Raw genomic sequence first — 13,130 nt, 5'->3', positions numbered from 1 at the left:
TCGCTCCGTCGATTGGCGCCCCACAATGCCTTCCTTTTTGCCGACCTAAGCCTCCATGACGTATTGCGTCGCCATCAAACTCAATGCCGGGCTGGTTTTCCTGTCCGATTCCCGCACCAATGCGGGCCTGGACCAGATCAGCTCGTTTCGCAAGATGATGCTGTACGAGAAGGCGGGCGACCGCTTCATGGTGCTGCTGTCCGCGGGCAACCTGTCCATCTCGCAATCGGTGCGTGAAATCCTGCAGACCGAGCAGATCATCGACCGCGACGAGGAAGAACCCATCACCATCTGGAACGCCAAGAGCATGTTCGACGCCGCGCGCGTGCTGGGTGCCGCCGTGCGCCATGTGCACGAGCGCGATGGCGCAGCGCTCAAGCGCTCGGGTGTGGACTTCAACGTGTCCATGGTCTTCGGCGGCCAGATCAAGGGCGAGGGCATGCGCCTGTTCCAGGTGTATTCGGCCGGCAACTTCATCGAGGCCACGTCCGAGACGCCCTACTTCCAGGTCGGCGAGTCCAAATACGGCAAGCCCGTGCTGGACCGCGTGCTCACACCCGAAACCCCGCTGGACGAGGCCGCCAAATGCGCCCTGGTGTCCATGGACAGCACGCTCAAGTCCAACCTTTCGGTGGGCCTGCCGCTCGATCTGGTGGTGTACGAGGTGGACCGCTTCGCCACCGACAAGATCATCTGCATCGACGAGCACAACCCCTATTTCCGCATGCTGCACGACAACTGGGGGCAGAAGCTGCGTGAGGTGTTCGACAGCATCGAGGACCCGGCCTGGGGCGGTGGCGACACGACCGTGCCCATCATGGTGAACCCGTCGCGCAGCAAGGCGCTCAAGAAGATCACCAACCACTTGGACAAGCTCATCTGAGAAGGTGAGAACGAATCCGCCATACCCGCTCATGCTGCGAAAACACGCCCGCTCGTCGTTGCAAATGCGCGCCATAGCCCGAGCTATGGCTGTGCTTTGCGCCTAGATCGAACGCGTTTTCGCAACCTGCTCGGGCACGTCGGATCCATTCCCACCTTCTGCGTGCCGGGCGCGCCTGCCGCCGTGCCCCCCCTCCCGTTCCCCCCTCTATGCTCCCTATCGTCTTCTCGCACGCCAACAGTTTCCCTGCGGGCACCTACCGCCTTCTCTTCAAGCTCCTGCGCCAGCGCGGCTTCGACATCAGCGCGGTGGAGCGGTACGGACATGAGCCCGAGTACCCGGTCTCCAACAACTGGCCGCACCTGGTGCAGCACCTGGCGGATTTTGCGGGCCAGCAGGTGGAGCGCCTGGGGGAGCCGGTCTTTTTGGTGGGGCATTCGCTGGGCGGATTCCTGAGCGTGATGGCGGCGGCGCGCCACCCGCACCTGGTGCGGGGCGTGCTGCTGATCGACTCGCCGCTGATCGGTGGCTGGCGCGCCAATGCGCTGGACGTGGCCAAGCGCACCCAGGTGGTGGGCTCCATCTCGCCCGGCAAGGTCAGCCGCCAGCGGCGCTTTTCCTGGGCCAGCAGCGACGAAGCGCTGGAGCACTTTCGCCGCAAGAAGGCCTTTGCGCGCTGGCACCCCGAGGTGCTGCAGGACTACATCACCCACGGCCTGGCCGACCAGGACGGCAAGCGCGTGCTGGGTTTCGACCGCGCGGTGGAGACCGCCATCTACAACACCCTGCCCCACAACCTGGGCCGCTTGCTGAGCAGGCACCCTCTGCAGTGCCCCGCCGCGTTCATCGGCGGGCGCGATTCCGAAGAAATGAAGCAGGTGGGCATGGCCATGACGCTGCGCGTCACCGAAGGCCGCACCATGATGCTTGACGGCAGCCACCTCTTTCCCATGGAACAACCCCTGGCCACAGCCGCCGCCATCGAGGCCTCGCTGCTGAATCTGGCCGCCGTGGTCGCACACGGCTAAGCCGCTGTACCGGCCTCCTGCACAGCCGGGAGCCGGGACCTTTTTGCACATGGAGCGTCCCCTGAATGGGGTGCGTTCCTAATCCTTCCTGTCTATTCACGGGTGCGCGCAATTGACGCCACAATGGTGAACCGAAAAATAGAGGGGGAAAGCGCGCTGTTGGCGGATTCTCAGGACAAAAAAGCGGGGGATCTGTCGCAACAATCCCCTACACTGGGGTTTTGTAACAGCGTGTACACGTTTCATGCCTGCTTCCAATTCACTGACCGTCCGTCTGCCGGTGCTGATCTTCGCGCTGGTATCCGCCTACCTGATCTACACCTCGATAGGGCCCGGTAAAGGCGTCACCCTGGCCATCGCCATCGCCTCGGTGCTGATGTTCGCCGCCACCTGGGCCAGTGCCGCCCGTTTGCTGGGCGCTGCGGCTGCGCTGCACTTTCTGGTGATTTCCGTCTCCCTGGGCTGGTTTGCCGAGCAGATGGGCAGCACCCATGGCTGGTTCTTCGGCAGCTACACCTACACCGACGTGCTGGGCCTGCGCTTCGTAGGCGTGCCTGTGGTCATCCCGATGATGTGGTTCGCGCTGACCTATGCGGGCTATGTGATCAGCAACCTCATCGTCTGGCAGGCACCGGTGGACGGCGCGCCCGGGGTTGGCAATGCGCTGTTCCTGTCATTCCTGGCGGCCATGATCGTCACGGCCTTCGATCTGGGTGCCGACCCCTACCTGGTGTACGTGCTCAAGGCCTGGATCATGACCAAGACCGACGGCGCCTGGTTCGGCGAGACCGTGCAGGGCTTCTTCGGCTGGGTCTTCGTGAGCTTCTGCATTCTGTGCGCCTTCCGCTTTTCCACGCGCAAGATGCCGCTCAAGGCGGGCTCGGTCAACTTCCTGCCGCGCCACGCCACCGTGCCTCTGGGCATCTACAGCGCCGGCATCGTGTTCCAGGTCTTCCTGGGCCACCCGGTAGAGATCAAATCCATCGCTCCGTTTGCCATGGGCATACCGCTGCTGTGCGCCCTGGGTGGCCTGCAGCGCTGGCGCAACCAGTTGAAAGCCGCACGATGAACGACCACAGCACGCCCGCCATCTCGGATGCGGCCCTGGCCTCCATGCAGCGGCATGCGGACCCGCTGGCCGATGGCACCATCGACGACATCCTGGGCCCCTGGCCACCGGGCATCCCCGACAAAAATGCAACCCAGTGGGTACGTATCAGCGCCGTCAACGAATTGTTTGTCACCTGGACCACCAACGCCAGCATTGACGGCTGGCAGGCCCCCGCAGGCACGAACGAGGCGATAGCCGCCGCCCTGCAGGGTTACCTCGCCGCCGGCCAGGCGCTGCCCGACTGGGCGGACAAGGAGAAGATCAAGCGCGCAGAGAAGCTGTTCTTCGACCACGGCGCGCTGTCGTGCATCCTGCTGTTCTGCGCCAGCCTGCCCGAGTGCTATGTGATTCCCGATCTCTCCAGCGTGCTGCACACCGCCGGCCAGCTGGAGCAGCACACCGAGTACCGCATCCGCTCCACCGCCGCCATGATCTTCCCGGTGATGATGCATGGCGGCCTGACCAGCGACGACGGCGCAGGCGTGGCGCAGATCCTCAAGGTGCGCCTGATCCACGCCACCATCCGCAATCTGATCATGCGCGGTGCACCGCAGACGGCCGTGAAGGACCTGCTGGCGCAGGTGAACATCGTCGGCGCAGGCACGCTTGGCCAACTACCGGGCCTGCCGACCAAGCCCACGATGTACCAGGCGCTGTTCGCGCGCGGCTGGGACCTGGCCCACGACGGCCTGCCCTGCAACCAGGAAGAGCTGGCCTACACGCTGCTCACCTTCGGCTATGTGTTCCTGCGCAGCATGCGCCGCCTGGGCATCGGCCTGCCGCCAAACGACGAGGAGGCCTACCTGCACGCCTGGAACGTGGTCGGCCACATCCTGGGCATCGAGCGCGGGCTGATGGTCGAGACCATGGACCAGGGCAAGGAGCTGATGGCCCGCATGCAGGCCCGCGGCCGCGCCGAGCCGGTGACGCCCGATCCCCGCCCAGGCCTGGGCCAGGCACTCATGGCCACCATGGCCAACTCCATCCCCTGGGACATCGCCAAGCCCTTTCCGCAGCTGATGACCCGCTTTCTGTGCGGGCGCGCCACGGCGGGCGACCTGGGGCTCACGCAGAGCGTTCCCTGGTCGTCGGCATTGCTGTTCTGGGGCGTGCTGCTGGTGGCCCGGGTTATCGACTGGGTGCTGCGCCTGGTGTTGCCGCGCTTTTCCATCGTGCGCACGCTCACGCGCATCCTGGGCTACCACTTCATGAGCCGCGTGCTGATGAGCCAGACCCGGCCGTTGCAATTGCCCAGCGAGCTGCTCAACCAGGTGGACGGTGTGGTGCACAACTGGAGCGACGACCCCAATGCGCCCAAGTGGATCAACCGCATCGAGGACCGTTTCACCAAGCACGGCAGCTGGAGCGTGAACCTCTCCAACACCGCCGAGGACGCGGCATAGTGAACCGCTGCGGCCCCACCATGCCCGCCCCCCGGCAACCGCGTCCACGCGGGTGGCGGGCCGCTGGCGCGCGGTGGTGCCGCCTGGTGCTGGCATGGCTGGCCTTGCTGCTGCTGGCCCCGCTTGCGTTGAGCGCCCAGGCTGCGGCCCCTGCACTGGTGCTGCAGGAGGGCATCCCCAGCAGCGAGCTGTGGCCACACATGACCCTGCTCGTGGACCCCACCCGGCAGCTCACGGCGCAGGAGGTGCTGGCGCGCCTGCCGGAGTTCGAAGCGCCCCGGGGGGCCGCCGGCACGCTGGGCGTGCGCCAGGATGCGGTGTGGCTGCATGTTCCCCTGGCGGTGGCGCAGGCACCGGGCCATCCCTGGATCGTGAACATCGACTACCCCGTGCTGAACGAGGTGGACTTCTACCTGACGCAGGGCGGTGCGGTGGTGCAGAAGGCCTTGCTGGGCAACCTGCGCCCCTTCTCCGAACGGCCGCTGCGCGGGCGCACGCACTCGATGATGCTGGACCTTCAGCCGGGCCAGCCGTATGGGCTGCTGGTGCGGGTGCGCACCGGTGGCGCCATGATCCTGCCCATGTCCATCAGCAAGGCGCCGGTGCTGCTGCCGCTGGCCCTGCGCGAGCAGATGTTGCAGGGCCTGCTGGCCGGCCTGGCCCTGTGCCTGATGGTCTACAGCCTGACCCAGTGGGCCAGCCAGCGCGAGAAGCTGTTCCTTTTCTACGCCCTGCTGGTCATCGGCAGCGCAGGCTTTTCGCTCCAGTTCTTCGGCATCGGCAGCCAGTTCCTGTGGAGCGACAACCAATGGATGGAGGTCCACGCCGCCAGCGCTGCGGGGCTTTTAGCCCTGGGGGCCTCTTTCCTGTTCATGGGCTACGCCCTGGCGGGGGACAATCCGCAAAGCCGTTTCCTGCGGATCATGCAGGGGGGCGGCGCACTGTGCGGCCTAGTGGGCATCGCTTTCCTCGCCGACCTGATCGACACCCGGCAGGCCACGGCCTTCCTGAGCATCTTCGGCCCGCTACCCTCGCTCATCAGCCTGCCGCTGGCCCTGAAGAGGGTGCGCCAGGGAGACACCGTGAGCGCCACGCTGCTGGCCGCCTGGATCGCCTACTTCGTTGCGGCGGCTGTGATGGTGGGCCTGGTTCAAGGCTGGGCCCGACTGTCGTTCTGGACCCTGCACTCCTTCCAGATCGGCGCCACAGTGGACATGCTGCTCTTTCTGCGTGTGCTGGCACTGCGCTCGGAGGCCCTGCGCCAAGCCACCGACGATGCGTTGCGCGAGCGCGATGCCATGCGCGCCCTGGCTTACACCGACGCGCTCACCGGTCTGCCCAATCGGCGCGGCCTGCAACTGGCCTTGAACTCGGCCATCTCCCTGTGCGCCCCCAACCGGCTGGTGGCGGTGTATCTGCTGGACCTCGATGGCTTCAAGCCCATCAACGACATGCACGGCCATGATGTCGGCGACGATCTGCTGGTGGCCGTGGGCCACCGGCTGCAGGACCATGTGAGGCGCAAGACGGACGTTGTCGCGCGCCTGGGCGGCGACGAATTCATCATCATGGCGGCTGACTTGGTCCGCCCCGAGCAGGCCGAGGACCTGGGCAACGCACTGCTGCACTCCTTCCGGGAACCTTTCGTGATGAGCCACCTGCAGATGCACGTGGGCCTGACCATCGGCTATGCCCTGGCCCCCATCGACGCCGCCGAGCCCCGGGAGCTGATCCGCCTGGCCGACGCCGCCATGTACAAGGGCAAGCAAAGCGGCAAGCACTGCCTCGTCCGCAACGAAGCCAGCGTAGCGCTGCCGGCCTGACCCCATGCGCCAGCCAAGCCCCGCCCCCCTGCTCGGCACGCGTTGTGCACGCATCCCGCCTTCCGAAGGCATACTGGGCAACCATCGCCTACCAAACGGCCCTACAGGCCTGCCGCCACCGAGCTTGCGCCCTGCCCCCTGACCACCATGTCCAGCGCCTCGTCCCTTTGCATTGCCGATGCCTGGCACCGGCTGCCAGCGCCACCCCAATGGTGGAAGGCAGACCCTGGGCATCTGACCACCACTGCGAACCATCAATGAGTGTGCTGCACTGGTTCATGCGTTCGATGGCCCGCCGCGCTGCGATGGCCTGCGTGGCCGCGCTGTGTCTGCTCATGCTCCCGACACTGCCCGTGCACGCGGCCACCCCGCTCGTACTCGGCCCCGACACCCAGAGCCTGGACGCCTGGAAGGTGATCACAGTGCAAGCCGATGCCTCGCGTGAGCTCACGGTCCACGACATGCTGGGGAGGATCGACCGGTTCGATGAGCCGGCCCGCCGCGGCGGCGCGCTGGGCCTGCGACAGGAGGCCATGTGGCTGCATTTCCCCCTGGTCACGCCCGCCACCTTCTCTAACCAGTGGATCGTCAACATCGATTACAGCTCCCTGCTGGAGGTGGACTTTTACCTGGCCCGGGACGGCGAAGTGCTACAGCACTCCTTGCAGGGCTACCAACGCGCGCCTGGCAAGGAAGCCGGCGCCAGCCGGACTCCGGCCATGGCACTCGACTTGCAGCCGGGGCAGCGCTACGACGTCCTGATCCGCGTGCGCACCCTGGGGCCCATGACTCTTCCCATCACGGTCAGCGAAATGCCCCACCGGCTGAAATTGGCACTGCGCGAGCAGATGCTGCAAGGCCTGCTCAACGGACTCGCCTTCTGGCTGCTGCTGTACAGCCTGCTGCAGTGGGTAGGGCAGCGTGACCGCCTGTTCGCCTACTACGCGCTGGTGGTTTTCGGCAGCGCGACGTTCTCCCTGCAGTTCTTCGGCATCGGCGTGCAGTTCCTGTGGCCTGGCAATGCCTGGATGGAGGGGCACTCGGCCATCATCGCGGGGTTGCTGGCGCTGGCGGGCTCTTTCCTCTTCCTGGGCCATGCGCTGGCGAGCGACGCACCGCAAGGCCGGTATGCGCGCACCATGCAGGGCTGCGCCGTGATCACAACCCTTGTGTGCCTGGCCTTCCTCCTCGACCTGCTGAGTGTGCGGGCGGCGAACGTCTATATGACCCTGTTCGGCCTGCTGCCCACGGTGCTGAGCATTCCTGCTGCACTGCGCCAGACGCGCCGCGGCGACCCTGTGGGCGGTACGCTGCTAGTGGCCTGGACCGTGTATGCCGTCGGTGCCGGCACTATCGGTGCGCTGAGCCAAGGCCTGGTGCCCGCAAACTTCTGGACCCTGCATGCCTTCCAGTTCGGTGCCACGGTGGACATGCTGCTCTTCCTGCGCGTGCTGGGGCTGCGCTCGGAGGCATTGCGCAAGGCCACGCTCGAGGCGCTGCGCGAGCGCGATGCCATGCGCTCGCTGGCCCACACCGATCCGCTCACGGGCCTGCCCAACCGCCGTGGCATGCAGATCGCGCTGAAATCGGCGCTGGAACAGTGCACACCCCAGCGCATGGTGGCGGTGTTCCTGCTGGACCTGGACGGCTTCAAGCCCGTCAACGACACGCATGGCCATGATGTGGGCGACGACCTGCTGGTGGCGGTAGGCCAGCGGCTGCAGAACAACATGCGGCGCCAGACTGACATGGTGGCGCGCCCCGGTGGCGATGAATTCATCATCCTGGCCACCGAGCTCACCCGGCCCGAGCAGGCGCGGGAGATCGGCGAGGGCCTGCTGCAGGCCTTCAGGGAGCCGTTCACGCTGCGCAACCTGCGCGTGGGCGTGGGCCTGACCATCGGCTACGTGCTGGCCCCCTTCGACGGGAAGGACGTGCGCGAGCTCATCAGCAAGGCCGATGCCGCCATGTACAAGGGCAAGCAGACCGGCAAGCACTGCCTGCTGCGCGGTGACGGGCCCATGGCACTCGCATCCTGACCATGCAAGCCGTCTTACGCCACCGCACAACCCACCCGCTGCCTGCATTGCGCAGGTTCTGGCTGGTCGCGGCATGCTTGCTGCTGGGCCTGCTGGCGGGCGCCGGCAAGGCCCATTCGGCAGAGCCCCTGGTGCTGCACGACAGCAAGGCGTCCGTGGAGCTGTGGCCTGCAGTCCGAATGCTCTCGGACCCCACGCTCAAGCTGGGACTGGAAGAAGTGCTGGCGCGTGCGGGTGATTTCGTGGTGCCCCCATCCAAGGGCGCCACGCTGGGCGTGCGCTCGGACGCCATCTGGCTGCGCGCCCCGCTGCTGGTGCACCTCACTTCCGACGGGCGCTGGACACTGGACGTCAACCACCCGGACCTCAACCGCATCGACGTCTACGTGCTCAGCGCCGGCCATGTGACCAAGCACGTCGTGCTGGGCAGCCTGCAGCCGTATTCGGAGCGCCCCCTGCAAAGCCGCTCGCATGCGGTGGCGCTCGAATTTCTGCCCGGCCAGCAGTACGAACTGCTGATGCGCGTGGAAACACGGGCGGCCATGATCCTGCCGATCACGCTCAACAAATCGTCGGCCATGCTCGCCACGGCGGTGGACGAGCAGATGCTGCAGGGCGTGCTCACGGGCCTGGCGCTGTGCCTGCTGATCTACAGCCTGGCCCAATGGACCAGCCTGCGCGAGCCGCTGTTCATCTTCTACGCGCTGCTGATCACCGGCAGCCTGATGTTCTCGCTGCACCTGTTCGGCATCGGCCGGCAGTACCTGTGGAGCAACAGCCTGTGGTTTACCGAGCATGCGGCGGGGCTGTCGGCCCTGCTGGCGACCTGTGGCTCCTTCCTGTTCATCAGCCAGGCACTGGCCGGGGACCGGCCCAATAGCCGCTTCCTGCGCGCCATGCGCTGCGGCGCCGCGCTGTGCGTGCTGCTGGGCCTGGCCTACAGCCTGGACGTGCTGAGCACGCGCGCCATCGCCGCCATCGTGAGCATCCTGGGCCTGGTGCCCGCGCTCATGGGCATCCCGGGCGCGGTGCGCAAGGCCATCGCAGGCGACGGGGTGGGCACCAGCCTGCTGGCGGCCTGGCTGATCTATTTCGTGACCACGGCCGTCATGATCGGCGTCATCAACGGCTGGGTGCCGGTCAATTTCTGGACGCTGCACTCCTTCCAGTTCGGCGCCACCATCGACATGCTGCTGTTCATGCGCGTGCTGGGCCTGCGCACGCACGCCCTGCAGTTGGAGGCCCTGCATGCCAACCGCGAGCGCGATGCCATGCACTCGCTGGCCCACACCGACCCGCTCACCGGCCTGCCCAACCGCCGGGGGCTGAACATGGCCCTGGCCGCCGCCCTGCCCCGCTGCAGCAAGAGCGACTTGCTGGCCGTCTACATGATGGACCTCGATGGCTTCAAGCCCGTGAACGACCAGCATGGCCACGATATCGGCGACGAACTGCTGGTGGCCGTCACCCGCCGACTGCAGGGCCATGTGCGGCAAAGCGACGTGGTGGCGCGCCTGGGCGGCGACGAATTCGTGGTGATGGCCGGCCACATGTCCAGCACCCAGCAGGCACACGAACTGGGGCTCAAGCTGCTCGACGCCTTTCGCCTGCCCTTCTCGCTCGGGAGCATCCAGGTCCACGTGGGCCTGACCGTCGGCTATGCCATCGCCCCCGACGACAGCAGCGACGCCGCAGGCCTGCTCAAGCTCGCGGACGCGGCCATGTACAGCGGCAAGCAGAGCGGCAAGTTCTGCCTGCGGCGCAACACCGGCGACCTGGCCCTTTCATCCGCATAGGCGGCCGCACGGGGACAGGTGCTACCTGGGGAATCCATTGCTGGTCAAACGGTGTGGGTTCCGTTACACAGGAGTCCTCGCAACTTCCCAACGGATCCTGTGCCATGGCCCATCGCAAAAGTCCCGCCCGCATTGCCAAAGCTGCGCGTGTAGCGCAATTCCATGCCCTTGCCGCCTCGGCAGCCGATGCGGCGGGGGTCACCGGCGAGACCTCCGAAACCGCGATCGCACTGGAATCGCTGGCCCATCTGGAGCACATGCTCGTGGGCCGGGTGGTGCTGCCATCGAGCCCTAGCTACGACAAGGACCGCCAGGAGTCCAACCCCGCCTTCCAGTCGTTTCCCCAGATCATCGTCTACTGCGCGGTCGAGAACGACGTGCTCGAATGCCTGGCCGTGGCGCGCAGGTACAAGGTGCCGGTGGCCGTGCGCTGCGGCGGGCACAGCACGGCCGGTTACTCGGTCAACAATGGCATGGTGATCGACCTGAGCGATATCCAGGGCGTGGTGCTGGACCCGCCGAACCAGCGCGTGTACGTGCGGCCAGGCACCGACTTCGACCACTTCAACGGGGCCATGAACCACACCGGCTGGCACGTGCCCACCGGCGCCTGCGGCAGCGTCTGCGTGGGCGGCTTCGTGCAGGGTGGGGGCTACGGCTACACCTCGCGGCGCTACGGCATCCAGAGCGACCTGGTGGAGTCGCTGCGCGTGGCGCTGGCCGACGGCAGCATCGTGACGGCCAGCGAAAGTGAAAACCCGCTGCTGTACTGGTCCATGCGCGGAGGCACGGGCGGCAACTTCGGCGTGCTGCTGCAGGTCACCTACAGCATGGTTCCGCTGGACACGGTGTGGGCCTGGTCCATCGGCTGGGACATGTCCCAGGCCGCCAGCGTGCTGACCATGATGCAGCAGCGCTACATGCAAAGCGGCGCACCCGATGCGCTCGGCTACATGATGAACCTGGGCTACTACGGCGGCAAACCGGTGGCCATGGTGCAGGGCATGTTCTGCGGCACGCGCGAGGCCGGTCTGCAGGCGATTGCCCCGCTCATGGCCATCCCCAGCGCGCAGCTGCTGGTGGACAAGACCGGCACCTACCCGGACATGAACGTCTGGCTCGAAGACCACCCCTATTCGCTGCCCGATAACCTGCCCGATGGCATTGCCGAAAGCAAGGCTTCGGGCTACATCAGCCGCCCGCTCACGCCGGCGGACTGGCAGTCCATCATCGACTACTTCCTGACCTCGCCCAACCAGTGGTCGCTGGCCTACCTGGAGCCCTATGGCGGCGCCATCAACCGCTATCCCATCGAGGCCAGCGCCTTCATCCACCGCCGCGTGGATGCCGATCTGGTGGTGGACGTGTTCTGGCGCAACCCCACTGAGCGTGCGCAGACGGAGGCCTGGCTGGCCGGCTTCATGAAGCTGGTGCAGCCCTTCCTGAACGGGCACGTGTACCAGAACTACCCCGATGCCAGCCTGCAGGATTTCGAAGACGCCTATTTCGGCCCGGCCTACCCCACCTTGCAGCAGGCCAAGAAGCAGTACGACCCGACCAACTTCTTCAAATACCAGCAGAGCATTCGCCTGCCCGCTGAATAACGCCCGGGATGCCCTTACAGCGGGCATCTGCCCCCTGCAAGGGCGGGCTCATCACGTTTGCTGCAATGCGCGCTCAGCGTAGTGCAGCCGCCCCTTGCCGGCGCGCTTGGCCGCATACATGGCCTGGTCGGCGCGGTTCATGAGGGCATCGGTCTCGCCTTCGAGCGGGGGATGCATCGCTACGCCGATGCTGGCGCCGACGTACAGCGCGCGCTCTTCTACCCACATGGGTTCATGCAGCGCGTGGATGATGCGCTGGCCGATGGCGTCGGTCACGTCGCGCGTGACCTCGCGGTCCAGCATGACCAGGAACTCGTCGCCCCCCAGGCGGGCGATGGTGTCGCCCGCCCGCACCGTGGAGGAAAGCCGCTGGGCGACGGTGCGCAACACCTCGTCCCCTGCATGGTGGCCTTCCGTGTCGTTGACGCGCTTGAAACCATCGAGATCGATGAACAGCAGTGCCACCGAACCCGCGTTCTGGCGCACCTGGGCCAGCGACTGTTCGAGACGGCTGTGGAACGCTGCGCGGTTGTACAACCCGGTCAGTGAATCGTGGTTGGCCTGGTAGTGCTGCTGGCGTGCAATCTGGATCTTGGCCGAGACATCCTGTACCAGGGCCATGATGGAGGTCACGCGGCCTTCGGCATCGGTCAGCGCGGAGTTGAACCACTCACAGTGCACTTCGGAACCATCGTGGCGGACGAAGGAGGTTTCGGCGCGGTTCTGTGCCTCCTGGCCCTGTTGCAGCCGCTGCAGGGCCAGGTGCAGGCCTTCGTCGGACGTGTGGCCCAGCAGTTGCGTGAGCGACTGCCCCTCCAGGTGCGCGACCGGCAGCCAGCCCATCAGTTGCACCGCCCGCTGCGAGCAGTGCAGCAGGCGCAGGTCCTGGTCCATCTCCAGCACCGCCAGGGGGCTGTTCTCCATGTGCGACGACAGCCGCTGGTTGGCCGCACGCAGGGCATTCATGGTGACCTGCAGTTCATGCACGTCGAGCGCCGTGGTGATGAAGCCATCGATGACGCCGTTGCGGGCTGGCCAGGGCGTCAGGCAGATGGTGCGCCATTCGTCGAACCCGTAGGGGGTGCGCAGCAGGCGCTGGTACTGCACGCGTTCGCCGCCGAGCACGCGCTCTACAAAAGGCATGAAGCGGGCGCAGTCATGTTCGCCATACAGGTCGACCAGGGTCTTGCCCACGAGGCGCTCGGGCGTGCTGCCGAACCAGCGCGCATATTCCTCGTTCACATAGATCATCTGCAGGCTGCGGTCCACGGCGGCGAGGGTGGCGCCCGCGCTGCGCGTGATCAGATCGAGCAACTCCTCCTGGGACCAGTCCGTATGCCTGGTGAGTGGGGGCAGAATCTCTGGCTCGTCTGGCGTCATGTGGAGAAAGTCCCGGGGGCAAGGATCGTCTACTGGCAGGCCGAAAACAAGGGTCGCGCTGGC

Annotated in this window: 9 protein-coding genes; 8 read left to right on the top strand and 1 reads right to left on the bottom strand. The window is 66.2% G+C overall.

The window, feature by feature from the left end:
• Positions 1-55 precede the first annotated feature (55 nt).
• The 8 genes from ACSQ3Y_RS09540 to ACSQ3Y_RS09505 all read left to right on the top strand — a co-directional run bounded on the left by ACSQ3Y_RS09540 (position 56) and on the right by ACSQ3Y_RS09505 (position 11,687).
• Positions 56-883 (top strand): proteasome-type protease, encoded by an 828-nt coding sequence (locus tag ACSQ3Y_RS09540; RefSeq protein ID WP_057201192.1) that lies wholly within the window; start codon positions 56-58, stop codon positions 881-883.
• 209 nt (positions 884-1,092) lie between these two features.
• On the top strand, positions 1,093-1,911 hold the full coding sequence (locus tag ACSQ3Y_RS09535) for an alpha/beta fold hydrolase (protein WP_057201194.1): 819 nt from the start codon (positions 1,093-1,095) through the stop codon (positions 1,909-1,911).
• A 244-nt stretch (positions 1,912-2,155) separates the two neighbouring features.
• On the top strand, positions 2,156-2,980 hold the full coding sequence (locus tag ACSQ3Y_RS09530; RefSeq protein WP_305745261.1) for a carotenoid biosynthesis protein: 825 nt from the start codon (positions 2,156-2,158) through the stop codon (positions 2,978-2,980).
• Positions 2,977-4,425 carry an oxygenase MpaB family protein gene (locus tag ACSQ3Y_RS09525; protein WP_436177099.1) on the top strand — a complete coding sequence of 483 codons (1,449 nt, stop codon included), beginning with the start codon at positions 2,977-2,979 and terminating at the stop codon, positions 4,423-4,425. The genes ACSQ3Y_RS09530 and ACSQ3Y_RS09525 overlap by 4 nt, the downstream gene beginning before the upstream one ends.
• Before the next feature lie 20 nt (positions 4,426-4,445).
• On the top strand, positions 4,446-6,248 hold the full coding sequence (locus ACSQ3Y_RS09520; RefSeq protein WP_057201373.1) for a diguanylate cyclase: 1,803 nt from the start codon (positions 4,446-4,448) through the stop codon (positions 6,246-6,248).
• 257 nt (positions 6,249-6,505) lie between these two features.
• The gene (locus ACSQ3Y_RS09515) at positions 6,506-8,287 is read left to right on the top strand and encodes a diguanylate cyclase domain-containing protein (RefSeq protein ID WP_436177098.1); all 1,782 of its coding nucleotides are present in this window, start codon (positions 6,506-6,508) and stop codon (positions 8,285-8,287) included.
• A gap of 2 nt (positions 8,288-8,289) precedes the next feature.
• Positions 8,290-10,083, top strand: coding sequence for a diguanylate cyclase domain-containing protein (locus ACSQ3Y_RS09510; protein WP_436177097.1), 1,794 nt, complete (start codon positions 8,290-8,292; stop codon positions 10,081-10,083).
• A gap of 104 nt (positions 10,084-10,187) precedes the next feature.
• Positions 10,188-11,687, top strand: coding sequence for an FAD-binding oxidoreductase (locus ACSQ3Y_RS09505; RefSeq protein WP_057266080.1), 1,500 nt, complete (start codon positions 10,188-10,190; stop codon positions 11,685-11,687).
• A 51-nt stretch (positions 11,688-11,738) separates the two neighbouring features.
• On the opposite strand, the gene ACSQ3Y_RS09500 is transcribed toward ACSQ3Y_RS09505, so the two are convergent.
• Positions 11,739-13,067, bottom strand: coding sequence for a diguanylate cyclase domain-containing protein (locus ACSQ3Y_RS09500; RefSeq protein ID WP_057201203.1), 1,329 nt, complete (start codon positions 13,065-13,067; stop codon positions 11,739-11,741).
• Between the last annotated feature and the right edge of the window lie 63 nt (positions 13,068-13,130).

Source organism: Acidovorax sp. LjRoot66, from assembly GCF_964253305.1.
In the GTDB taxonomy this organism is placed as follows: Bacteria; Pseudomonadota; Gammaproteobacteria; order Burkholderiales; family Burkholderiaceae_C; genus Acidovorax.
The sequence above is the reverse complement of the archived record's forward strand: the minus strand, read 5'-3'. Positions and strand labels throughout refer to the sequence as shown.

Bases quoted from the DNA above. Each gene is read 5' to 3' on its own strand.
- ACSQ3Y_RS09540 (WP_057201192.1), top strand. From the start codon at position 56: ATGACGTATTGCGTCGCCATCAAACTCAATGCCGGGCTGGTTTTCCTG.
- ACSQ3Y_RS09535 (WP_057201194.1), top strand. From the start codon at position 1,093: ATGCTCCCTATCGTCTTCTCGCACGCCAACAGTTTCCCTGCGGGCACC.
- ACSQ3Y_RS09530 (WP_305745261.1), top strand. From the start codon at position 2,156: ATGCCTGCTTCCAATTCACTGACCGTCCGTCTGCCGGTGCTGATCTTC.
- ACSQ3Y_RS09525 (WP_436177099.1), top strand. From the start codon at position 2,977: ATGAACGACCACAGCACGCCCGCCATCTCGGATGCGGCCCTGGCCTCC.
- ACSQ3Y_RS09520 (WP_057201373.1), top strand. From the start codon at position 4,446: ATGCCCGCCCCCCGGCAACCGCGTCCACGCGGGTGGCGGGCCGCTGGC.
- ACSQ3Y_RS09515 (WP_436177098.1), top strand. From the start codon at position 6,506: ATGAGTGTGCTGCACTGGTTCATGCGTTCGATGGCCCGCCGCGCTGCG.
- ACSQ3Y_RS09510 (WP_436177097.1), top strand. From the start codon at position 8,290: ATGCAAGCCGTCTTACGCCACCGCACAACCCACCCGCTGCCTGCATTG.
- ACSQ3Y_RS09505 (WP_057266080.1), top strand. From the start codon at position 10,188: ATGGCCCATCGCAAAAGTCCCGCCCGCATTGCCAAAGCTGCGCGTGTA.
- ACSQ3Y_RS09500 (WP_057201203.1), bottom strand. From the start codon at position 13,067: ATGACGCCAGACGAGCCAGAGATTCTGCCCCCACTCACCAGGCATACG.